The 22630-nt window shown below is 72.5% G+C and carries 24 protein-coding genes; 5 read left to right on the top strand and 19 right to left on the bottom strand.

Annotation, left to right across the window (positions count from 1 at the left end; translation table 11 throughout):
- The first annotated feature begins 62 nt into the window (after positions 1-62).
- From AB0A90_RS04115 to AB0A90_RS04100, 4 genes are all read left to right on the top strand, one after another.
- Positions 63-1724, top strand: a complete 1662-nt coding sequence (locus tag AB0A90_RS04115) for a phospholipid carrier-dependent glycosyltransferase (RefSeq protein WP_357242355.1) — start codon at positions 63-65, stop codon at positions 1722-1724.
- A gap of 367 nt (positions 1725-2091) precedes the next feature.
- Positions 2092-3375: a VWA domain-containing protein gene (locus AB0A90_RS04110; protein WP_357241327.1), complete on the top strand. Its 1284-nt coding sequence runs from the start codon at positions 2092-2094 to the stop codon at positions 3373-3375.
- Positions 3375-4154, top strand: coding sequence for a peptidase (locus AB0A90_RS04105; RefSeq protein ID WP_357241324.1), 780 nt, complete (start codon positions 3375-3377; stop codon positions 4152-4154). The genes AB0A90_RS04110 and AB0A90_RS04105 overlap by 1 nt, the downstream gene beginning before the upstream one ends.
- A gap of 327 nt (positions 4155-4481) precedes the next feature.
- Positions 4482-5138, top strand: coding sequence for a 4'-phosphopantetheinyl transferase superfamily protein (locus AB0A90_RS04100; RefSeq protein WP_357241320.1), 657 nt, complete (start codon positions 4482-4484; stop codon positions 5136-5138).
- A gap of 251 nt (positions 5139-5389) precedes the next feature.
- On the opposite strand, the gene AB0A90_RS04095 is transcribed toward AB0A90_RS04100, so the two are convergent.
- The 19 genes from AB0A90_RS04095 to AB0A90_RS04005 are packed head-to-tail and all read right to left on the bottom strand — an operon-like array spanning position 5390 to position 20675.
- Positions 5390-6271: a beta-ketoacyl synthase N-terminal-like domain-containing protein gene (locus AB0A90_RS04095; protein WP_357241317.1), complete on the bottom strand. Its 882-nt coding sequence runs from the start codon at positions 6269-6271 to the stop codon at positions 5390-5392.
- Entirely contained in the window at positions 6264-7451 is a 1188-nt protein-coding gene (locus tag AB0A90_RS04090; protein WP_357241314.1) for a beta-ketoacyl-[acyl-carrier-protein] synthase family protein, read from the bottom strand. The genes AB0A90_RS04095 and AB0A90_RS04090 overlap by 8 nt, the downstream gene beginning before the upstream one ends.
- A 21-nt stretch (positions 7452-7472) precedes the next feature.
- Entirely contained in the window at positions 7473-8381 is a 909-nt protein-coding gene (locus AB0A90_RS04085; protein ID WP_357241311.1) for an alpha/beta fold hydrolase, read from the bottom strand.
- Between the two features lie 25 nt (positions 8382-8406).
- The gene (locus AB0A90_RS04080; protein ID WP_357241308.1) at positions 8407-9087 is read right to left on the bottom strand and encodes a DsbA family protein; all 681 of its coding nucleotides are present in this window, start codon (positions 9085-9087) and stop codon (positions 8407-8409) included.
- Positions 9088-9094: 7 nt separating this feature from the next.
- Entirely contained in the window at positions 9095-9835 is a 741-nt protein-coding gene (gene fabG / locus AB0A90_RS04075) for a 3-oxoacyl-[acyl-carrier-protein] reductase (protein WP_357241305.1), read from the bottom strand.
- Complete coding sequence (locus AB0A90_RS04070) at positions 9832-10332, bottom strand: beta-hydroxyacyl-ACP dehydratase (protein WP_357241302.1); 501 nt, start codon at positions 10330-10332, stop codon at positions 9832-9834. Before AB0A90_RS04070 ends, fabG begins: the two co-directional genes overlap by 4 nt.
- Positions 10329-10709, bottom strand: a complete 381-nt coding sequence (locus AB0A90_RS04065; protein ID WP_357241299.1) for a hypothetical protein — start codon at positions 10707-10709, stop codon at positions 10329-10331. The genes AB0A90_RS04070 and AB0A90_RS04065 overlap by 4 nt, the downstream gene beginning before the upstream one ends.
- Positions 10706-10969, bottom strand: coding sequence for an acyl carrier protein (locus AB0A90_RS04060; protein ID WP_357241296.1), 264 nt, complete (start codon positions 10967-10969; stop codon positions 10706-10708). Before AB0A90_RS04060 ends, AB0A90_RS04065 begins: the two co-directional genes overlap by 4 nt.
- Before the next feature lie 7 nt (positions 10970-10976).
- A complete protein-coding gene (locus AB0A90_RS04055) occupies positions 10977-11261 on the bottom strand; it encodes a hypothetical protein (protein WP_357241292.1) in 285 nt (94 codons plus the stop codon).
- Complete coding sequence (locus tag AB0A90_RS04050; protein ID WP_357241289.1) at positions 11254-12369, bottom strand: beta-ketoacyl synthase N-terminal-like domain-containing protein; 1116 nt, start codon at positions 12367-12369, stop codon at positions 11254-11256. Before AB0A90_RS04050 ends, AB0A90_RS04055 begins: the two co-directional genes overlap by 8 nt.
- 33 nt (positions 12370-12402) lie before the next feature.
- Positions 12403-13221 carry an SDR family oxidoreductase gene (locus AB0A90_RS04045; protein ID WP_357241286.1) on the bottom strand — a complete coding sequence of 273 codons (819 nt, stop codon included), beginning with the start codon at positions 13219-13221 and terminating at the stop codon, positions 12403-12405.
- The gene (locus AB0A90_RS04040) at positions 13205-14140 is read right to left on the bottom strand and encodes a beta-ketoacyl synthase N-terminal-like domain-containing protein (RefSeq protein ID WP_357241283.1); all 936 of its coding nucleotides are present in this window, start codon (positions 14138-14140) and stop codon (positions 13205-13207) included. Before AB0A90_RS04040 ends, AB0A90_RS04045 begins: the two co-directional genes overlap by 17 nt.
- Positions 14137-15327 (bottom strand): beta-ketoacyl synthase N-terminal-like domain-containing protein, encoded by a 1191-nt coding sequence (locus AB0A90_RS04035; RefSeq protein ID WP_357241280.1) that lies wholly within the window; start codon positions 15325-15327, stop codon positions 14137-14139. The genes AB0A90_RS04040 and AB0A90_RS04035 overlap by 4 nt, the downstream gene beginning before the upstream one ends.
- Positions 15311-16291: a thioesterase gene (locus AB0A90_RS04030; protein WP_357241277.1), complete on the bottom strand. Its 981-nt coding sequence runs from the start codon at positions 16289-16291 to the stop codon at positions 15311-15313. Before AB0A90_RS04030 ends, AB0A90_RS04035 begins: the two co-directional genes overlap by 17 nt.
- The gene (locus AB0A90_RS04025) at positions 16288-17079 is read right to left on the bottom strand and encodes an alpha/beta hydrolase (RefSeq protein ID WP_357241274.1); all 792 of its coding nucleotides are present in this window, start codon (positions 17077-17079) and stop codon (positions 16288-16290) included. Before AB0A90_RS04025 ends, AB0A90_RS04030 begins: the two co-directional genes overlap by 4 nt.
- Before the next feature lie 5 nt (positions 17080-17084).
- Positions 17085-18008 carry a beta-ketoacyl synthase N-terminal-like domain-containing protein gene (locus tag AB0A90_RS04020; RefSeq protein ID WP_357241271.1) on the bottom strand — a complete coding sequence of 308 codons (924 nt, stop codon included), beginning with the start codon at positions 18006-18008 and terminating at the stop codon, positions 17085-17087.
- Positions 18005-19144, bottom strand: coding sequence for a beta-ketoacyl synthase N-terminal-like domain-containing protein (locus AB0A90_RS04015; RefSeq protein WP_357241268.1), 1140 nt, complete (start codon positions 19142-19144; stop codon positions 18005-18007). Before AB0A90_RS04015 ends, AB0A90_RS04020 begins: the two co-directional genes overlap by 4 nt.
- On the bottom strand, positions 19141-20391 hold the full coding sequence (locus tag AB0A90_RS04010; RefSeq protein ID WP_357241265.1) for a beta-ketoacyl-[acyl-carrier-protein] synthase family protein: 1251 nt from the start codon (positions 20389-20391) through the stop codon (positions 19141-19143). Before AB0A90_RS04010 ends, AB0A90_RS04015 begins: the two co-directional genes overlap by 4 nt.
- A gap of 11 nt (positions 20392-20402) precedes the next feature.
- Positions 20403-20675, bottom strand: coding sequence for an acyl carrier protein (locus tag AB0A90_RS04005; RefSeq protein WP_357241262.1), 273 nt, complete (start codon positions 20673-20675; stop codon positions 20403-20405).
- Between the two features lie 1234 nt (positions 20676-21909).
- Here AB0A90_RS04005 and AB0A90_RS04000 point away from each other — a divergent pair.
- Positions 21910-22614 (top strand): response regulator transcription factor, encoded by a 705-nt coding sequence (locus AB0A90_RS04000; RefSeq protein ID WP_357241259.1) that lies wholly within the window; start codon positions 21910-21912, stop codon positions 22612-22614.
- Positions 22615-22630: the final 16 nt, after the last annotated feature.

Below are 22630 nucleotides of genomic sequence, written 5' to 3'. Positions count from 1 at the left end.
CCTACGATCGCCGGGTGACGAGTGCGTCGACTGCGCAGAGCCCGAGCGCCGATCCTGCCAAGATGGTCGAGGTGACGGGCGAGCCCAGCCCACACCAGGAGCCGACGGCGCCGCCCGCCGGTGACGGCGGCGTGCCCGCCCAGATCCGGCGACGGTTCGCCACCATCGACAGCCAGGTGGACCGGTTCTCCTGGGCGGCCACAGCCGTGGTCGTGGCCATCGCGGCGATCCTGCGCTTCGTCGGGCTGTCCAGCATCAAGGGCAAGATCTTCGACGAGACGTACTACGCCAAGGACGGCTACGGGCTGATCAGCCGGGGCGTCGAATGGAACTACAAGGACAACGGCCCGTCGTACGTCGTGCACCCACCGCTGGGCAAGTGGCTGATCGGCCTCGGCGAGTGGGCCTTCGGCTACCAGGACGCCGACTCGAAGGTCTCGGTCCCCGGGCACCTGATGACCACCGCGCCGGAGTTCGGCTGGCGGTTCTCGGCGGCCGTGATCGGCACGCTGTCGGTGTTGCTGCTGGTGCGCATCGGTCGGCGGATGTTCCGCTCGACGGTGCTCGGCTGCGCCGCCGGCCTGCTGCTCGCCCTGGACGGCTTCCACCTGGTGCTGTCCCGGGCGGCGCTGCTCGACATCTTCCTGCTCTTCTTCGTGCTGGCCGCGTTCGGCGCGTTGGTGCTCGATCGGGACGCCCGCCGCCGCCGCTGGGCACGGGCGCTTGACGACGGGCTCGACCTGAGCCAGCCGGGCCGGGCCGGCCGACCGCCGACCGGCTGGCGCACCTGGCCGTGGTGGCGGTTGGCTGCTGGCGTCCTGATCGGCTGCGCCTGCGCGGTGAAGTGGAGCGCCCTGTACTTCGTCCCGGCCTTCGCGCTGCTGGTGATTCTCTGGGAGGTCGGCGTCCGCCGCTCGGCGGGGGTCCGCCGGCCGTGGCGGGACGCCCTGCTCGACGAGCTGCCCTGGTTGGTGCTGGCCGGCGTGCTCATGATCGGCACCTACCTGGCCACCTGGTCGGGCTGGCTGATCACCGACGACGGCTACTACCGGCTCGCGTCGGCCTACCCGGCCGCCCCGCTCAGTGACCGCCCGGTGATCGGGCCGCTGATCAACCTCTTCGAGTACCACCGTGCGGCGTACGGCTTCCATGCCCAGCTCGACGACGCGCACAAATACCAGTCGTGGCCGTGGCAGTGGTTGCTGCTCGGTCGGCCGGTGGCGTTCCACTGGACCGGTGACGGCGCCTGCGGCGCGCCGACCTGCGCCTCCGAGATCCTGCTGTTGGGCACCCCGCTGCTCTGGTGGTCCTTCCTGCCCGCCCTGGCGGCGCTGGCCTGGCTGGGCGTGGCTCGTCGCGACTGGCGGGCCGGCGCGATCCTGCTCACCGTGGCCGCCGGGCTGCTGCCGTGGTTCTGGTTCGCCCTCGACGGCCGGACGATGTTCTCGTTCTACACCGCGCCGGCGCTGCCCTTCCTGGTGCTGGCGGTGGTGTACGTGCTGGGCGCGCTCATCGCTCCCGCCGGGGGTGACGTGGGCACGGTGACGCCGCTGGTGCCCGGTGACCCGAGTTACGAACGCCGACTGGTGGGCAGCATCGCGGCCGGGGCGTACGTGCTGCTGGTGGCGCTCTGCTTCGCGTACTTTTATCCGATTTTCGTCGGCAAGACCATCCCGTATGCGGACTGGTTGTCCCGAATGTGGCTCGACGGCCGGTGGATATAAGCACCGACAGGCGACGCGCCGCATAGCGCGACGGAGAAGGGCCCGCACGCCGAAGCGTGCGGGCCCTTCTGACATAGACGCGCGCCCCGATCGCCTGCCACGGGGGAAGCGGGCGATTGGGGCGCGCATGAAGAGCTTAACCACCGCGCACCACCGGCACAACGGGTCAACTTAAGTCAGATTTCCGACCGATGGCGACCGAGCCGATGCTTACCATCGGGCAGTTGACCGAGGGTGACCTGGCGTGGACCCAGCGCGCGATGGGGGCCGGCCAGCGGGGCTCGTCGATTCGGGCCGGGGGTGGCGGGCCGCCAACCCCCGCCATCCCAAGTGATCATCCAAAGTGGATCTCACTACACTGCGGGCCGTGATCAACTTCAAACGATCGGCGGCTGTCCTTCTCGGACTGTTGGCGACCACCGCGCTGGCCGGGCCGGTCCCGGCGCAGGCCGACGAGGAGCCGGTTCCCGAGCCTCCACGGGTTGAGCTCGTGCTCGACGTCAGCGGCTCGATGCGCGCCGCCGACATCGACGGACGCAGCCGGATCTCGGTCGCCCAGCAGGCCTTCAACGAGGTGGTGGACGCGCTGCCGGAGGACACCCAGCTCGGCATCCGGGTGCTCGGCGCGACCTACCGTGGCAAGGACAAGAAGGTCGGCTGCCAGGACACCCAGCAGATCGTGCCGGTCGGTCCGGTGGACCGCTCCGCGGCCAAGGCCGCGGTGGCGACGCTGCGGCCGACCGGGTTCACACCTGTCGGCCTGGCACTGCGCTCGGCCGCGCAGGACCTGGGCACCGGGGCCACCACCCGACGGATCGTGCTGATCACCGACGGGGAGGACACCTGCGCGCCGCCGGACCCGTGCGAGGTGGCCCGCGAACTCGCCGCCCAGGGCACCAGCCTGGTCGTCGACACCCTCGGCCTGGCCCCCGACGAGAAGGTCCGGCGTCAACTGCTCTGCATCGCCAGCGCGACCGGCGGCACCTACACCGCCGCCCAGAGCGCCGAGGAGCTGACCGGCCGGATCAAGCAGCTCGTCGAGCGGGCCGGCGACACCAACACCCGGGCGCCGACGGTCGTCGGCGGCGCGAACGCCTGCGACACGGCACCACTACTCGCCCCCGGCGTCTACGCCGACCGGGAGGCGTTCTCCGAGCACCGCTACTACCGGGTGCCGGTACGCCCCGGGCAGGAACTTCGCGCATCGGTGAGCATGGCGCTGGACCGAGCGGTCAACCGGGACTACGGGGTGCTGCTGCGGGCCACCGCGGCGGACGGCCGGGAACTGGTCCGGGGCGCGGACGCCGGCAGCGGGCGAGCCGACGTGCTCTCCGCCGGACTGCGCTGGTCGGCCACGGCCGACGACGAGGACGCCGCGCGAATCAAGGAGAGTGCCACCCCCGTCGTCGAACCCACCACCGTCTGCCTGGTGGTGAGCAACTCGTTCGCCCCACGCCCCGGCACCGCGGCGACTCCGGGCATGCCGGTGGAGTTGACCATCGACGTGGTCGCCGCCGCGCCCGAGCCGGACGGGCCGGATCTCGGCCGAGGTTGGGCCCTGCTCGCCCTGCTCACCGTCGTCGGGCTGCTCGCCGGCCTGCTCGCCGGCCTGCTCACCCGCTGGTGGGTCGCCACCTGGAGGGAAAACTGATGCGTACCGCACTGTCGCGTTCGCTGGCGGCCCTGCTCGCCGCAGGCGGAGCAGGGCTGCTTCCCGCCCCGGCCGTCGCCGCGCCGACCCCCTCCCCCGGAGCCACGCCGGTGAACCGGGCCGGTACGTCGTTCCTCGGCGCCACCCCGATCGCCGCCGGACAGCCGGTGCGGGTGGACGCCTCGATCGGCGACCACCTCTACTGGTCGTTCCCGGCGACCGCCGGTCAGGTGCAGGAGATCAGCGCCACCGTCACCTTCCCGAAGGGGCGCAGCGGCGCGTCCACCTGGACGGTCGACGTCTTCGACGGTCTGCGGCGGCGTCAGGCGTGCACGGCGGGGGCGCAGACCCCGACCGTGGACGCCACGGCGACGAGCGTGGCGCTGGGCTGCACGCTGCGCGAGGTGCGGCCGTGGGCCGAGCCCTGGTCGGCCGACCCGCTGCCCGGCTCGTACGTCGTCCGGCTCTCCGTGATCGACCTGCCCGAGCCGGACCTGGGCGCGCCGATCGACGTGGACCTGCTGGTCGGCACCATCGCCGACCGGGGCGCCTCGACCGACGACGGCGAGCTGGCCGCGCCGCTGGTGCCGAACACCAAGGCAGGCACGGTGCTCAACGCCGTACCCCCGGCCGACCCGGACGCCGACGACGAGGGTGACGCGGCGGACTGGTTGCCGGATCTCGGCTCGCGGTGGATCTGGACCGGCATCGGCGGCGTGCTCGCCGCGGTCGCCGGCGTGGTCGGCTTCGGTCTGACCCGGCGTCCCCGGCGCGGCTGACCCGCACGCACGCCCTGGTGGCCGCCGCCGGTCGGCGGCGGCCACCGGCGTGTTGCGCAGATCCTCGGAGGCGGCAGCGAGGCAGGAGCCCGGGTAGACGCTGAGGATCGCCCGGCCGGCCCAGTACTCCTCCAGCAACCGGCTGCGCTTGGTCGCGCGGCCGAGCGGGTGTGCTCGCCCTCCCCCCGGCGAAGACCGGAGAGCGCTGCGGAAAAATCCGGCGTTACATCCCTGCGGTACCTTCACCCCTCATGGCAGTCGGAAATTTGACGGTTGACCAGGTGCTGGCGTGGCGGCCGGGCCGGGCATGCCTGGTGGGAGGCGGCGATGCGTGATCTGCTGCCCGCCACGGTCGCGGTGGCCGTCGCCCGGCCGGACGACTTCGGCGGGGAACTGCTGGCGGCCGAGCTGGCCTGCCTCGGCGAGCGGGCCGTGGAGAGCCGCCGGCGCGACTTCACCGCCGGGCGCGTCTGCGCCCGCCGGGCCATGGCCGGGCTGGGTCTGCCGCCGGCGGCCGTGCCGGCCGCCGCCGACCGGGCGCCGGTCTGGCCGGTCGGGCTGGTCGGTGCCATCACCCACACCCAGGGCTACTGCGCGGCCGCCGTCGCCCGCCGGGCCGACATCCGGTCCGTCGGCATGGACGCCGAGCAGCACCGCGAGCTCAACGCCGGGGTACGCCGACTCGTCCTGCTGCCCGAGGAGGAGGCCGACTGCGCGCGGTTGCCCGGCGGCACCTTCTGGCCGATGGTGCTGTTCAGTATCAAGGAGACCGTCTACAAGGTCTGGCATCCGGTCGTCGGCAGTTGGCTGGACTTCCACGACGCCCGGGTAAAGATCGACGCGGAGGCCGGTACGTTCACCGCGCGCATCGCGCCGGCCCGGGTCGACGCGGCGGCCGTCGCCGACCCGCCGAGCACGGTGGCCGGCCGGTTCGCGCTCGCCGACGGACTGGTCCGCACCGCCGCGATCCTCGAACACCGCTGACCGTCCAACGGGTCAACGAGTGGTCGCCGCCGGGTGGGACGGCGCCCGGCGCGACGATCGGGTGGTCATGAGCGCACGGTAGCGTCGGCGGGTTCGGAGAGGCGATGGCATCGAGGCTGGTGGGCTGGCTCTAGGTGGCTCGCAGCGCCAGCGCCGAGTTCCGCCAGGACGGTTGGTAGGAGTTCGGGTTGGCTGCAGTCGCTGTTGGCGCGTAACAGCAGCGTGGTCAGCGCCTCGTCCTGCGGCCGCCGTCACCGAGCCGGGGTGAGCCGGACCGCCGCCGCGTGGCCGGCGGGGTCGCTCACGGCGATCAGAGTGGCCGCGGGCAGCGGGCCGGTCAGTGCCTCCGCGACGGTCAGCAGCCCGCCGGCGCCGGCGCGGTCGACCGGTTGCGGCCGCGGGACGAATGATGCGGTCCGGCCGGCCGGGTCGGCCCCAGCGGCCGCCCGGCGGGCCCCGGCGGCCGGGTCGCGGTCCCAGGTCTCGGCGACCCCGGCCAGGACGGCCAGGGCACGCGCACCCCGGGCGGCCACGTGGCCGGCCGACTCGAGCACCACCACCACCACCACCTCGGCCTGCGGGAAAGAGCCGCGGACCGGCGACGGGACGTCCACCGCCGCCACGACGGCGACGTCGAGGTCGCCCGCCGCCACACAGTCGGCCGCCGCCACCAGCGCACTCAGGCCCGAGCACGAGCCGCTCGCGAAGGTCATCACCGCGCCCTGAGCGCCGAGCCCTTTGGACAGCTCGGAGGCGGCGCCGTTGTAGCTGGACTGCGGCGCCAGCACCGGGCTCAGCGTCGTCGGGCCGGCGCAGAATCCGTCGCGCAGGGCCTCGAGGTACATGCCGAGGCCGGCCGCCGTCGACCCGACGAAGACACCGGTCCGTTGCGGATCCGCCGGAGGCACCTCCAGGCCGGCCGAGTCGGCGGCGTGGTGCAACAGGCGCGCTTCGGGGCTGAGCCGGCGCAGTTGACGCCGTCCGAGCGGCGCCGGAGCCGGGTACGCCTCGGCCGGAATCCGGACCGGCCACGTCGTCCGCGAGCCGGGGTAGGTGTCGGCCGCCGAGATCTCCGGTCCGGTCGGGACGGCGCCGGTGAGCGCGTGGACCCTGGTCAGCAGCAGCTCAGTCACGGCCGTACCCCGATCCGATCCGCGCGAAGACACTGCAGGAAATGTTGCCGCCGAACCCGAACGCGTTGTTCAGCGCGACGTCGACCCGGCCCTGCCGAGGCTCGCCCAGCACCAGCTCGAGCCGGCAGTCCGGGTCGATCCGGACGAGGTTGGCGGTCGCCGGGATCACCGAGTCGCGGATGGCGAGCAGGCAGCCGATCGCCTCGATCAGGCTGGCCGCCCCGTGCATGTGCCCGAGCGCACCCTTGAGCGAGGTCACCGGCAGAGCGTCGGTGACCGGGCCGAAGACCTCGCGGATCGCCTGTGCCTCGATGGTGTCGTTGGCCCGGGTGCCGGTGCCGTGGGCGCTGATGTGACCGATGTCGGCCGGGTCCAGCCGGGCCGAGGTCAGGGCGGCCCGCATCGCGGCCTTCGCGCCGCGGCCCTGCGGGTGCGGCGAGGTGATGTGGTACGCGTCGCTGGTGTCCGCGCAGGCCAGGACCTCGCCGTAGAGGTGCGCCCCGCGCGCCCGGGCGGACGCCTCGGACTCCACCACCAAGGCCGCGCCGCCCTCGGCCACCAGCATGCCGGTGCGCTCGGCGTCGAACGGCCGCACCACGTCCCGGCTCATCGCCCGCAGGCTGCCGAACAACATGAACATGCTCGGCGCCAACTCGTCCACGCCGCACACCACGGCCGCGTCCAGCCGGCCCGCCCGGATCGCCCGGACCGCCACGCTGAGCGCCGTGTTGCCGGCGGCGCAGGCGGTGCCGACCACCACGCTGGGCCCGGCGGCGCCGAGCTCCCGCGAGATTTCCGCCGCCAGCTCACCCGGGCCCGGCACCGGCCCGGCGTCCGGCTGAGCGGCCCCGCCCTGATGGAAGGCCAGCGCCGGCGCCTCCAGCACGCTGCGGTTGCCGAGCACCGCGCCGACGTAGACGCCGGTCCGGTCGCGGCCCGGCGGCAGGCCCGCGTCGGCCACCGCCTGACCGGCGGCCTGCAGTCCGAAGCCGAGGCACAACGGACGACCCCGTACGCCGGCCGGCACGACCTCCCCGCCCACCGCGTCCGGCAGGCCGGGCACCGTGACCCGCCGCAGCGGGCCGGTGCCCACCTTGCCGGCCAGCAGGCCCTGCCACAGCGGTTCGACGCCCACGCCCAGCGACGACACCGCCCCGAGTCCGGTCACCACCACGCGCATCGGTTGCTCCCCCGCCGTCGGTCATCCGGTCATGGCGCGCTCGAGGAAGCCGAGCACGGCCGTGCTGTACTCCGGGCCGCCGGCCCGCAATCCCTGCAGGTGCACCGCGCCCGGCACCACCTCGACCCGCGCGCCCGGGTAACGGGCAGCCATCTCCTCGACCGCGGCCACCGGCGTGATCGTGTCCCGATCGCCGACCAGCATCAGCATCGGCGGCGACCCGGCCCGTTCGACCGACGGCGGCCAGTCGGCCGGCGAGTCCAGGACCGCCGCCCCGAGCCGGCCGTAACTGCGGGCCAGCAGGGAGTAGGCCGGTCGGGCCCGCAGCGGACCCGGCACCGGCACGATGCCAGAGAGCAGGAAGTTCTCCACGACCGCGGCCACGTCGAGCGTCGGCCCGCTGTCGCACACGATGGCCGCGATCGGCTCGGTCATCCGGGACACGGCGTAGAGCATCGGGAACGTGGAGAACGAGAAGCCGAAGAGGGCCAGCTGCGCGCCGTGATACCTCTCGTCGCCACGCACCCGGTCCACGACCGCCAGGACGTCGTCGGTGAACCGCCGGCTGAACGACGTCACCGACCGGTCGTCCCCGCTGCGGCCGTGGTTGCGGAAGTCGAGAAGCACCACGGTGTAGCCGGCTTCGCGCAGCATCGCGGCGTGGCGCAGGCTCCAGGTCTTGTCTAGGCCGATCCCGTGTCCGACGACCACCACCCGGGCCGGATCGGCGGGCAGCACGAGCAGGTCGAGTTCGACCCGGCCGCCGTGCACCCGGACCGGCCAGTGTTCCTGGTGCCACCGCGCCAGCACGTCGCCGGCCTTGGGCTTGCGGCGCGGCGGGTGCACCATCAGGTACGCGAGGGTCAGGGCGTAGAGCGGGGCCAGGGGTGCCAGCAGCACACCGGACAGCCGGTTCCCGGAATTCGTCATCAGCCCATCCTGCCGGCCCCGGCGGTCAACCACAGCCACCGGCGTGTCCCTGGTCCGCGCCCATGCTCGCCCGGTGCGGCTCGGCCGGCGGTTCGGCCACATCGGACGGCACGGCGGCGGTTGCGGCGACGAATGCGGGCAGCCGGTCGATGCCCCAGAACTTCTCCCGGCCGGCCACGAAGAACGGCACGCCGAACACCCCGTCGCGGTGCACGGCCAGCAGTGCCCGCACGCCGGCCGCCCGCCGCTCCGGATCCTCGGCGGCCCCGGTCAGCATCTCCGGATCCAGCGACAGGTCGGCGGCGAGCGACGCCATGGTCGCCGGGTCACAGATGTCGCGGCCCTGCTGCCAGCGGGCCCGGTAGACGGCGTCGATGAATTCGCGGCCCCGGCCGGCGTCGGCGGCGACCAGGTAGGCCAGGTGCGGCACCTCCCACCGCGGTTGCCGGTCGATCGGCCAGGCCACCTCGAGGCCACGGTCGGCCGCCAGCCGCCGGACGTCCTGCAGGATGTAGAAATGCTTGGCCCGCGACATCGCCACGTACGGGAAGTCGCCCCGGGCCGACCGCAGCGCGGTCAGGCTCTGATCGTCGGGCTCGAAGAACATCCGCCACTCGACCCGGGCGGCCGTCTCGGGATAGCGGTGCAGCAGGTCGTGGTGCGCGAGCCACGAGTACGGGCTGCGCAGCGAGAAGTACCAGTGCATGCCTACCTCACATCGCTATTCCGCCGTCGACCCGGACGACCTGGCCGGTGATGTACGTGGCGCGCTCCGACGCCAGGAAGGACACCAGATCGGCGACCTCCTCGGCGGTGCCGAACCGGCCGAGCGGGATCTGTCCCGCCGCCTTGTCCCGGACCTTGGGTGTGAGGTCCCTGGTCATGTCGGTTTCGATGAAACCGGGCGCCACCACATTGGCCCGGATGCCGTACGGCCCGCATTCCTTGGCCAGCGCCAGGGTCAGGCCGATGATCCCGGCCTTGGAGGCCGAGTAGTTGGTCTGGCTGGCGTTTCCGAACACGCCGGCGACCGACGACATGGTGATGATCGACCCGGTACGGCGCTTCATCATCGAGAAGATCGCGGCCCGGCAGGCGTGGTAGACGCCGTCCAGATTGGTGCGCAACACCGTGGTCCAGTCGTCCTCGGCCATCATCACCAGGGCCCGGTCGCGCACCACACCCGCGCACGGCACGAGCGTCGCCAGCGGGCCGAGCTTGTCCTCGACTGTGGTGACGAAGGCGCGCATCTGCTCGCCGTCGCTGACGTCGACCCGTTCGGAGACGATCTGGCCGCCGAAGCCGGCCGCGAGCTCGGCCACCTCGGCCGCCGCCTCCGCACTGGCGTGGTAGCACAGGCCCAGGTCGTACCCGTCCTCGGCGAGGCGCAGCGCGACCGCCCGGCCGATGCCGCGCGAGGCCCCGGTGACCAGCGCGACCGGCCGCGCGCTCATCGTGGCTCCCCGGCGCCGGCCAGGGACGGGCGCAGCACGTCGATCGGGCGCATCGCCATGACGAACTGCGCCACCGTCAGCACTGGTTCGCCGGCCACCACGCTCTCGCCGGTGAGGATGGCCGCGTCCGCGGTGGCTCGCAGCATCCGGACCCGGTGCTCCACGACATCGCCGGGCCGGGTGTCGCCGCCGAACTCGACGCCGTTGATCGCGCCGCCGAGCATCACCGCACCTGTGCGGACGTCCGGGTTGGGCCGATCCCAGGCGACCAGCAGCGCCGCCGCCTGGCACCAGGACTCGACGAGCAGGACCACCGGATACGCCTCGGGTCCCGGCGCGACGGCGTCCAGGTCGGCCGCGTACCAGCTCTCGGCGTACGTGACCGCCTTGAGTGCGGTCAACCGCTCACCCGGCACGATCTCGGTCAGCCGGTCGAGCAGCAGAATCGGATAGCGGTGCGGCAGCGCCGCGGCGATCTCGGGGGGTCCGAGGTTCATCGGCGGTCTCCTTCCCGGTCGGTCTGATAGCGCAGGCGGATCTCGGCCGCCGTGCCCCGGTCCGTTTCGGCCACGCAGCGGAACGCCCCGGCCGGATCGGTCTGTTCGATCCGGAACCGGACCTCGTCGCCGGGCAGCACCGGGCTGTGGAACCGGCTGCGTTCCACCCCGGCCAGCCGCCGGGGACCGGCGACCGCGGTGATCGCCCGGTGGGCGCACTCGATGAGGAAGACCGCGGGGAACACCGGGAACCCCGGGTAGTGCCCGCGGAGTAGGGGAAGGTCGGCCTCGGCGACGGTACGGGCGATGATCACCCCGTCGGCGCCGGAGTGCGCGTGCACCGGGATGCTCAGTGCCGACCGGATGCCGGCGCTCACGCCCGGGCCGCCAGCTTGCCGGACAGCAGCTCGGCGACCGCGTCGAGCGAGGTGACCGACTTCAGCTCGGATTCCTGCATCTTGACTCCGTACTGCTTCTCGACCCGGACCACGATCTCCAGCGCCATCAGCGAGTCGACCTCGAGCTCGGTGACGAAATCGGTGTCGTCGCCGACCTCCTCGACTCCCACGTCGACAGCGTCGGCGATAAGCTGGCGCAGCTCGTCCTTGTCGACCAGCGGCTCGGTGTTGTCACTCATGGCGACCTCATCTCTCTCCGTCACCGGAGCTCATGGATTCGACCAGTCCGAGGCGGTACGCCCCGGACCGGAACTCGGGGTGCCGCAGCAGTCGGCGGTGAAACGCGACCAGAACGACCGGGTGGCCACCGACCCGGGCCGGGCCGTGGATCGCCGCCTCGGTCGTGCCGGACCGCTGCCGGGCCTGCTCCACCCGCTCGGGGTAGGCGATCCGGTCGGTGAAGCCGAGAACGTCGGCCGGCAGCGCGTCGATGCCGACCAGCACCCGGTCGCGCTGCGAGAGCTCAGTCATCGTCTGCCTCGTCGCCGGCCCGGACCCGAACCAGGGCACAGCCGAGCGAGCCGTCCCGGTCGACCGAGGTCACCAGGGCCGTCCCGGCGGACGCCGGCGCGGGCGCGCCGGGCACCGGCAGCAGCGCGGCGATCTGGAACGCCGCCGACGCGGCCGAGGTCTCGCCGAGCCGATCGGCCACCTCCAGCCATCGGGCCCGGGTGCCGGGCAACGCGCTGCGCAGGGCCGCGGACTCCAGCCGGCCGAGCTCGCCGGCCGGCTGCGACGGCACGACCGTATCGATGTCGTGCGGGCGCAGCCCGGCTTGGTCCAGGCAGCGGGTGATGACGCGGGCCAGGACGGTGTCCGGGCTCGCGTGCCGCCCGTGCACCCCAAACTCCAGCCCGAGCACCTCGGCCAGCGGTCGGCGCCCGGCGGCCCGGGCGTGCCCCTCCGGCTCGACCAGGAAGATCACACAGCCTTCGCCGAGCACCCGCTCCCGCGGATCGGTCGGGCGTTCGGTGTGGTAGTCGAGCCAGCACCGCTGGTCCGAGAACTCCTCGGCGGCGCCGCACAACAGACTTGCCGCGTACCGGCCGTGCTGCATGCGGATGGCGTAGCGCAGGGCGAGCAGGGCGGCGGTGCGCCCACCGGCGATGGTGGTGTTCGGGCCGCGCAGGCCGTACCGGATGCCGCACTGCCCGGCGGCGCAGTTCATCACCGTGTTGGGGAAGCGTGCCGGATCGACGTCGTACGGCCGGCTGCGCACCAGCGAATCCCGGGTGAAGTCCATGATGCTCTGCAGGCTGCCGTTGCTGGTGCCGAGCACCAGACCGAGCGGGTCCTCGCCGGCGGCCAGGTCGGCGCAGCCGTCCGCGAGCAGGTTGCCTACGGTCGCCACGGCCAGGGCGGTGACACGGTCCATCGAGCGGGTGCCCTTCTTGCCCAGCGCGGCCGCCGGGGAGAAGCCGGGAATGACCGCGCCCCTGGGGTACGGCATCGCCGCGCCGTCGCCGGGCAGGGTGCTGACCGCGCTGAGCTGATCGCGGAGCCCGTCGGTGAAGGCGGCGGCGCTGGCGCCGAACGCCGACACCGCGGACCAGTGTGAGATGACCGGCCGCAGGGTCATGGCTGGGGTGCTCCTCTCGGGTAGAGCGGGTCGTCAGATTGAGACGAGTTCGCCACCGTCGACTCCGATCACGTTGCCGGTCAGCCAGGAGGAGTCCGACAGCGACAGTCCGAGCACCGCCTCGCCGACGTCCTCGGGCACGGTGATGCGCCGGTGCGGGTTGCGGGTGCGCGCGAGCTCGGCCAGGGCCGGGCCGCCTGGGATGAGCTCGAGGGCGGGCGTCATGGTGATGCCGGCCCGCAGCGCGTTGATCGCGACGCCGGCCGGGGCCAGCTCGACCGCAAGCTGGCGCACGTGCGACTCCAGCGCGCACTTGGCCGCCGAGACGGCGCCGTAGGACGGCATGATCCGGGAGGTGCCCGAGCTGGTCAGGGCGTAGATCTTGGCGCCCGGCCGGAGCAGGCGGGCGCTGTGCAAGGCCTGCGTCCAATAGACCAGACTGTGCGCCATGACATCGACAGTCATCGCCATCTGACGCGGCGCCACCGTCTCGGCCCCGGGTTCGCCGAGGTACGGCAACAGGGTGCCGAACGCCAGCGAGTGCAGGGTGATCCGCAGACCGGCCGGGCCGGTGAGCCGGGCGGCCGTCTCGGTCACCTCCTCGCGGGCGCTGGACGAGGCGGCGTTGCGGTTGAAGAAGTGCGCCTCGACGCCCTGCTCGCGCAGCTCGCCGGCCAGTTCCTCGGCCATCTTCTCCCCTTCGTCGCGGTCGAAGTAGACGCCCAGGACGTTCACCCCCTCGGCCGCCAGCGCCCGGGCCGTGGCCCGGCCCATGCCGCTGGAGACGCCGAGGATCAGCGCCCAGGACCCGCGCAGCGGGACAAGCATCGTGATCTCACCTGCTTCCTTCATGCCTTCGTGCCGGGGTCCGGACGGCCACCCGCGAGCGCGCGAAGGCGACGTTGCCCTCGGCGGCGGCGGCGACGACGACCAGGTCCGCGCCCGGCCGGCGAAACGACTCGGTCAGGTGGTGCAACGGTGTGAGACAGCCCGGGCCGGGCGGGTAGAGCGTCACCCGGTGCCGACGCCGGACCAGCCAGGTCAGCACCGCCGCACCGGTCGCGGTGTCGTCGGCGAACACGCTCACCGCCAGCTCCGGCTGGCCGAGCCGGGACCACACCCGGTCGAGGACCGGCTCGACCGGCTGGTCCGGCGAGAGGTGACCGGTGGCTACCTCGAAGCTTCCGTACGGGTTGAGGTCCGGCCCGCCTGGATGGGGCCGGGCGCAGATCAGCGCCACCGCGCCCACGTCGCCGTCGCGGTGACCGGGTTCGCCGGGCGGCGGGCTGTCCTCCATCGCACCCAGCACGGCCAGGTCGGCTCGACCGGCTGCGATCGAGCGCAGGCACACCGCGGCGGCCTCCAGCCCGGCGGTCCGCGGCGAGGTGATCGTCAGGTTTCCGCCGCGCAGGGCGTACTCGATGGACAGCCGGCCGGCGAACAGGCTGAGCGAGAAGAACGGGGCGAGCATCGGGCTGATGTCGTCCGAGCTGCCGCCGATGATCGCCTCGTCCATCTCGGCGAGCAGGCGGCTGCCGGCATTGTTCGTGCCCACGAAGGCCCCGCGTCGCTCCGGCGGAACTGATCCGATCAGCTCGCCCGAGTCATCGACCGCCCGCTGCGCGGCGGCCAGCAGGTACTGGCAGGCGGCGGGCAGCCGGCGGTAGCCGCGGCCGCTGAACGAGCGGGTGATGTCGAAGTCGGCCGGCTCCCCGCCACCCTCGGTCCGCAGCGCGACCGAGCCGATGCCCCACACCTGGACCGTCCTCACGTCCCGAGCCCCTTTATCAGCAGGGAGACGTTGTTGCCGCCGAAGGCGAGCGCGTTGAGCAGGATCGCCGCCGGGCCGATCGGCACCGGCTCGTCCTGCGGGATCCACACGTCGCACTCCGGATCCTGCTCACCCAGGCGCGGGCTCGGCGGGATCAGGCCGTGCCGCAGCACCAGGGCGGCGGCCACGCAGGCGAACGCCATCGCCGCGCCGGCCGTGTGCCCGAGCGACGACTTGAGGCTGAGCAGCGGTGGGCGGTACGTGCCGAAGAACTCGCACAGGGCGCGGCTCTCCATGACGTCGTTGTGCCGGGTGCCGGTGCCGTGCGGGATCACGCAGCCAATCTGGCCGGCGCCGAGCCCGCTCTCACCGAGGGTCTCGCCCATCGCCCGCAGCAGCTGCCGGGCGGTCGGCTCGGGCGCCGTGGCGTGGTAGCCGTCGCAGCTCCAGGCGCCACCGGCGACTTCGGCATACGGCGTCCGGCCGTGCCGGCGCGCGGTCGCGGCGTCCTGCAGGACCAGCATCGCCGCTCCCTCGCCGAAGATCGTGCCGCGGCGGTGCCGGTCGAACGGCCGGCACCGGTCGGGGTCGACCGCGCCCAGCCGGTTGAAGGCGCCCAGGGCCACCCGCGACCGGCCCTCGGCCCCGCCGACCAGCACCGTGTCGTGCTCGCCGCTGCGGATCATGTCCAGCGCCACCACCATGGCGTAGCCGCTGGCCGCGCATGCGTTGCTGATGCTGGTGCTCGCTCCGGCCAGGCCGAGCGTCGTGCTGACCGCCGCCGCGGTCACCGCGGCCGAGTGCCAGCGCGACCTGGGATCGGAGGCACCGTCGGCCCGCCGGCTCTCGTCCACATCGGAATTGCCCATCTCGGAGCCGAAGACCAGGGCGGCCGCCCGGGTCTCGGGTTCGGTGAGCCCGGCGTCGGCGACCGCGGCCCGGCCGGCGGCGACGGCGAACCGGGCCGCCCGGCCGAGCGGCACGTCGGCCACCGCCTGCGGCCCGGCCGGCACGCCCCGGTTGTCGACCTGGTAGACCAGCGGGTACGGCATGTGGGCCAGCGGGTCACCGATCGCGGACGGTGCCGAGCGCGCCGCCAGCAGACCCCGCCAGAACGCCGGAACGTCCGCGCCGAGGCAGGAGACGGCGCCGATCCCGGTGACCACGACACTACGCAAGGTCGTCACCGCTCAGCACCCGCCGGCCGGACGGCCGGCTGACCGCGTGGTAGAGCCGGTCGTCGAAGTCGACCAGGGTCCAGTCGCTACGGTCCAGGATGACCGCGTACCCGTGGGTGATCTGGCCGGTGGCGGTGCGCACCAGCCGGCCGTCGCGCTCGACGAACCAGTCCAGCCGGGCGGTGTAGGTGGCCCGCTTGAACACCTGCTCGACGGTGAACAGGGTGTAGATCGTCTCCTCCATCAGTGCCTCGTCGAGGATGGTCACGTTGGAGTGCGGGACCACCGGGATCCAGTTCTGCTCGTCCAGCAGGGTCTTGATCGAGGCGCCGCGCTCGGCCAGGAAGACGTCCACCGCCTCCTCCATCAGGCGCAGGTAACCCGACATCTGCAGCCGCTCGGTGAAATGGCAGTAGAAGTAGGGGATCCGGCTGCGCCAGACCACCGCGTTGCCCTCGGCCGCCAGTTCGGCCACCGTCAGCGGCAGCGCCCGCCGGGCGTCGACCGGGCCGGCGTCGCGGGTGATGTGGTCGGTGACCAGATCCGAGACCGCGGACGGCGGCGGACTGGCCGGCCCGCTCCCGGCGGCGACCCGCAGCTGGACCCGGACCGTCGAGGTGACCGCCCGCACCGGGCCGGACTCGCGGTCGACCTCGATCGTGACCGCCAGGACCAGCTCGCCGCCGCTGACGTCCTTGAAGGTCACCGTGGCCCGGGCCAGGTCGTCGAGGTGGAAGGCGTGCGCGATCCGGGTGTTGAGCACCACCAGGTCCAGGCCGAGGGCGTGCTGCTCGTAGAGCTTCCGCGACGGCAGGCCGCTCTGCCGGAAGTAGTCGAGCACAGCCTCCTCGACCAGGTAGTTGACGTGCTTGAAACCGATCCAGGAGCAGATGTTCGAGCCCTCGTAGCGCGGGCGTACCAGGGTCTCGGTGCTGGACAACAGGTCTGCGGTGGCGGGCAGGGTGGTGGTCATCGAAGCTCCTGATCTCGGGTCGGCAAGCAGTGGGCGAGCAGCAGGGCGGCGACCTCGTCGGGCCGCTCGGCCATCGGGAAATGTCCGCAGTCCGCCAGGACGTGTAGGACGGCGTGCGGCAGGTGGCGGCTCAGCGCCTCGGCGTCGGACGGTCGGGCCGCGAAATCGTCCGCGCCGGCGACCACGACCACCGGGCCGGGCCAGGCGCTCAGGTCCAGCGATGCGGTTTGCAGGTAGGCGTCGAAGAACCGCATCCAGCCGTACGGGCCGATCACCTCCCGCAGGCGCGCACCGAGGTCGTGCAGCAGCTCGCCGCTGACCCGGCCGCCGGAGCGGACGGTCAGCCCGGCCTCGAGGATGCGGTGGAAGTCGTTGAGGTAGTAGGTGATGTCCGACCACTCGAAGTCGGTCGGGTGCGCTCGGTAGAACGGCGAGATCAGCATCAGCGCCGGCGGCGGGCCGGCCGGCCGACGGGCCAGGTGGTGCAGCGCGAGCGTCGCCGCGTACGAGTGCGCGACGACGATCTCGCACCGGCCGCCGACGCCGTCGATCGCCGCGCCGAGGGCCGCCACCGGATCGCCGCTCAGCGCCCAGTCAGGGTCGCCGCCGCTGTTCCACGGCAAAGCCGCCTCGTAGACATCACAGGTCCCGCGCAACCGGGCGGCCAGCGGCTGCCAGATCCGGGCGCCACCGGCCAGTCCCGGCAGCAACAGCACCCGGCCGGCTCCGCCGCGCGGCGCCGGGAAACCCGGTGCCGGCCGAACCGTCACACTGCTCGGGCTGGGCACCACGCTCACCTACGCCCGGTCAGCAGCAGGGCACCGGCCGAGTCCGCGTCAGCCGCCGTGGCCAGCACCGGACCGGTGCGCCCGGAGTCGAACCAGCCAATCGCGGCGACCGCCTGCAGCACGCCGAGCGCGCCGGAACAACGGCCGAGCGCGGCCGCGAGATCGATCACGGCTGGGCCGTCCCCGGCCTCGCCGGGCCGGCCCAGCACCAGGGCCGGATCGGTGCCGGGCGGGCAGACGACGCCGATCGCGCCGGCGAGATCGGCCCGGCGGGCGTACCCGGCCACCTCGCCCCGGTTCACCGTGCCGCGGGCGGCGGCCGATCCCTCGGCCTCCAGGACCAGCGCGGCCGCGCCGTCGAACCGGGAGCCGGGCGGCCCGCCCAGCAGCCGCTGGACCACCGTGTTGTCGGGTTCGCAGCCGACGACCAGGACCCGCTCGGCCCGGCCGGCCCGGATCAGTAGCCGGCCCCAGCTCACCGCGTCGAGGCCACCGGCAATGCCATTGCACAGCGTGATGTTCGGCCCGCGCAGGTGGTGCTGGATGGCCAGCCACGACGCGGTGACATTGCTGGACGTGTTGGGTAGGTCCATCGGGCTGGTGCCGTCCACGCCCTCCTTGGCGATGGTGCCGGCGACCGTGCAGACGCTGTCGAGGTTGCCCAGATCGGTGCTGACCACCACGGCGGTCCGGTCCCGGCCGGAAGCCGGCGGCTCGGTGTCGGCCAGCCCGGCGTCGCGCAGCGCCTCCCCGGCGGCGAGCAGCGCCAGCCGGGTGGCACGGTCCTTGTACCGCAGACCGCGCCCGGTCAGCCAGTCCGGTGGAGCGATGGCGGCGGGCCCGGCCAAGGCGAGCAGATCGGCCGGTTGCCGGACACCGGCCACGGCCAGCCCGACACCGCTGATCAGCGTGGCCGTCCCGGCGCTCACGACGCCACCGCCTCGATCACCGAGACCGCGTTGACGCCGCCGAAACCGAAGGCGTTGACCTGGGCCACGCGAACCGGGCCGTGCCACGGCCGGTCCCGGACGAGGTGGAAGCCGGCGGCAGCCGGCGTCGGATCGGTGAGCCCGAGGACGGGCGGCACCACCCCGCGGCGCATCGACTCGGTCGCCATCAGCATGCTGAGCAGCCCCGAGCCGCCGGCGGTGTGCCCGGTGACCGATTTGATGGCGGTCATCGCCGGGTTCGCCCAGGGCGGATCGAAAACCTCCCGGACGGCGCCGGCCTCGGCCTCGTCGTTCAGCGGGGTGCCGCTGCCGTGCAGCATGACCAGGTCGATGTCGCCGGCCTCGACCGCGGCCCGGGTGTGCGCCTCGCGCATCACCCCGGCGATGTTGGCCCGGTCCGGCGCGGTGGGGTGCCGGGCGTCGCAGTTGAGCGCAACCGAACGGACCCGGCCGTACCGTTTCGCCGCCGGTAGCCCCGCGCGCTGCAACACGACGGCGACCGCGCCCTCGCCCATCAACATGCCGCGGCGTGCCCGGTGGAACGGAAGCAACGCCGCCGGCGGTTCGGCGTGGACCCGGTCCAGCAGCCCGAACGCGCTCTCGGTGATGGCGTCGACGCCGGCCACCACGACCCGGTCGGTGAGGCCGAGCTCGATCAGGTCGGCGCCCATCCCCAGGGCGTACAGCGAGGCGGCACAGGCGTTGGCGACGGTGTAGGTCTCCCGGGCGCCGAAGGCGCGGCGCAGGGCCGGCCCGAAGTGCAGATCGTCCGGGCTCAGATCGGCCTCCCCGTACCACCACAGCTCGGCGGTCCGCAGCTCGCGCAGAGTGGTGCCGACCAGCACCGGCGCGGTCAGCGGCTGGTCGCCCAGGCCGGCGTCGGCCAGGGCCGCCCCGATCGCGTGCACCAGCCACCGGGTGGCCCGCAGCGGCTCGTCCACACCGGGCTTCTTGCGGTCGTCCACCTCGTACGCGTGGTGGGTGTGGAACCGGTCGAGATCGAAGGCCCGCAGACCGGCCAGCGCGGTGCGCCCCGCACACAGCGCGGCGAACGAGTCGCCCAGGTCGGCGCCGATGTTGGAGCGCACCCCGGCGCCGACGATGTCCCAGCTCACGACATCAGCTCCGCGGACTGCTCGGGAGCGCGGCCGAGGATCAGCACGGCGTTGTTGCCGCCGAAAGCCAGGCCGTTGTTCTGTACGACGTTGAGCCGGGCCGGCACCGCCTCGTTGGGTACGCAGTCCAGGTCACAATCGGGATCGCTGGTGCGGTGGTTGATGGTCGGCGGGATGAAGTCGTTGGTCAGGGCCAGGGCGCAGGCCGCCGCCGACAGCGCGCTCGCCGCGCCCATCGTGTGCCCGATCATCGCCTTGATCGAAATGGCGCGGGGCGCGTCCGCACCGAACACCTGACGGATCGCGGCCGACTCGGTCACGTCGTTGGCCTTGGTACCGGTGCCGTGGGCCGAGATGAAGTCGATCTCGTGCGGCTTGACGCCCGCGTTGCGGTGGGCCAGTCGCATGCACTCGGCGATGCTGTCCCGGTCGGGGGCAACCGGGTGCGAGGCGTCGCAGTTCAGCCCGTACCCGAGCACCTCGGCGTAGATCCGGGCGCCGCGGGCGCGGGCGGAGGTGAGGCTCTCCAGGGTCAGGATGCCGGCACCCTCGCCGGTGAGGATCCCCTTGCGGTCGCGGTCGAACGGCTGGCACACCTCGGGGGCGATGGTGCCCAGCCGGTAGAAGCCGGTGAAGGTCTTGCGGCACAACGCGTCCGCTCCGCCACACAGGGCGATCTCGACGTCGCCGGCCCGCACCGCGTCGAATCCGTAGCCGAGGGCGTAGTTGCCCGCGGCGCAGGCGGTCGGGATGGTCACGGCTTCCACATCGGTCAGTTCGAGTTCCTGGGCGATGCCGGTGGACAGCCGGGTGGCACCGATCCGGCTCGCCACCCCCGGCGCCATCGCCATCGGCCCGCCCTCGACTTCCTGGCCGACCAGCTGGTCGAGGTCGCGGGACTCGCCGTCGGTGGTGCCCACGGAGACCAGGGTCCGCCGGCCCCGGATGTCGTCCAGACTCAGGTGCGCGTCACGGACCGCCATACCAGCGGCGGCCACCGAGAACTGGGTGGCCCGGCCGAGCTCGTCGACCGGGGTCCGCTCGATCCATTGCCCCGGATCAAAGTCGGCGATCTCGCAACCATTGGCGTACGCGTAGCCCTCGGTGTCGAAGGCGGAGATGGGACGTACCCGGCTGTGGCCGCCGAGCAGACCCTCGAGAAAGGCCTGCACGCCGACGCCGATGCTGGTGACGACACCCAGACCGGTGATGACCACCCGATGACGCGGATCAGTGACGTCGCCCATGCCCGGTCCTGTCAGGCTTTCCAGCCGGCGCTGGACTGCAGCGTCGCGTAGACGCCGGCCAGGTTCACCATCCGCGCCAGCTCGGCCTGGTCGATCGTCACGTCGAAGGCCCGCTCCAGCGCGGCCAGCAGCTCGATGGCCCGCAGCGAGTCGGCGCCGTGGTCCTCCTTGAAGAGGCTGGTCTCGGTCATCTCGTCGAGTTCGACCTCGAGGACCTCGGAGACGATCTCCCGGATCATCTGTGTGCGTTCCTCGTCGATTCCGATCGCGCCGTCGACGGTCATGAGGCAACTCCTCGCATTCGGCGGGATCCGATATCCCGTGAATTCGTCCGGCAGCACCGGAGGACGGGGAGCACGCTAATTGGGCCGGGAGGGCGGCGTCTTCCACACACAATGAAAACGGGGTACGCGTTCTGTCCAAATCTGCGATGGCCGGCTCAACGCAGGCGCACCCAAACCTTGATCGTCATTCAGAAGGCTCCGGCGGTCCACTGTGGCTGACCTCATGGTGTCACTACGAGTAACGGCGCCCGCCTCGCTGTGGATCACCAAGGTCGCGGACCAAGGAGATCATCGAAGGCCAGCCGCCGCGCTGTCAGACCATGACGGACTTCGCATTGATCAAGTCGCTGAACTGGTGACCACGATGTTCGCTCTGCTGGGTTCGCCGGCCACCGTCTCACGGGTCATCAGGCGGCTGCGACCGGTGCTCGGCCGGGCCACCGCCGAGCTGGCACGCACAGGCGAAACGCCCGGCGGTCCTGGGCCGACGGATTCCTTCCCCTACCGGAGAACGCACCGGCGTGACCGCAATGTGCTCCGGCGAGCGGCCGACGAGCGAGTTCAACGTTCGAGCGGAAGCCGACCTGGGCGGCCGTCTGGTCGACACCGGGCTCCCGTGCCCTGGCGCCCGTCAGGACAGCAAGGCCCTGACCGGGTCAGGCACCGCCGAGCGGTGGGCCACACACCTGCGACCGAATGGACCTGGCAGCTCGCCGCCTCGGCTAGCTGGGTACCGCCGCGCTCACCGGCAGGCGCAAACCCCGCGGCCGGGACCTCACCGACGTTCGACGCACCTGCAACAGCACCCGCAATCGGCTGGCACGGACGCCTGGAAGACTTCCCGGAAGTGCTACACACCGTAACGGGCCTGGAGATCCATCGGACCTGGGGCTGGAGACTTTCTGAATAACGCTCCTTGACTTGGCATGTCGACAAAAAAGGATATAACACCGTAATTTGTAATTATCGAGTGCTTTGTTAATAAGAGGTAACGCCGCCGAGATATAGCTTGACGCCGATGATCCGACAGGACATGCTGGGCACCGAGATGGGATTCCTGACGCATTCTGGTCCGATGTGATCCCGGTAGCGTCAATTCCGTCGGCGACCGGCGTGACACCGCCGGTACGGACATCAGCTACCACCGGGCCGGGTGGCGCGGCTGATTCCCGGTGCCGGGTTCAGGGAAGGCGGGCCCGCTTTCCCGGACGACGCGTCGACTCTTCATGGGGGAATGTTGAACTCCGCAGTCATCAAGGTCCAGCTGAGAGAACTCCCGTCCATAGTCCGCGCCGGCGTCGCCGCGGCCCTGCGTAACGAGCCGGACATCATCCTCGCCGACGACAGCGTGGTGACCACTGTGCACCCGCGCGCGCCCGAGGTGATCGTGATCGACCTGATGGAACGCACGCTCGACGACCGGCCGGACGGCCCGGGCGACGGCACCGCCGAGCCGCACATCGTCGCCCTGTGCTCCGGCGCCGAGCACGCGAGCGCCCTGCAGGCGATCCACCACGGAGTGCGGGCGGTGGTCCACCGGGACGGCCCGGTCGGCCACATCGCGATGGCGATCCGGGCGGTCGCCGCCGGCGAGGCGTTCCTGTCCCCGCCACTCACCCGCTACCTGCTCGAAGGGGTCCGGATCGACCGGCCCGGGCCGTGCCGAAGGCCGGTGGCCGCCAGCCTGAGCCGCCGGGAGCTCGAAGTGATCGCCCTGCTGTGCGACGGCGTCGCCAACCCGGAGATCGCGCGCAGGCTCTCCATCTCGGCGACCACGGTGCGCTCACATATCCACCACATCGCCACCAAGTTCGGGCTGCGGGACCGCACTCAGGTCGTGGTGTACGCCTTCCGGCACGGGTTCGCGGCACCGGACCCGGGCGAGGGGTCTTCCGTTGCCTCGGTCCGACCCCGGCTGTTAAGGTCGGCTATGTCATAACGGTGTTATTTGGACG

This window comes from Micromonospora sp. NPDC049204 (genome assembly GCF_040647935.1).
GTDB lineage: Bacteria > Actinomycetota > Actinomycetes > Mycobacteriales > Micromonosporaceae > Micromonospora.
This window is presented reverse-complemented; position numbering and strand designations above follow the sequence as displayed.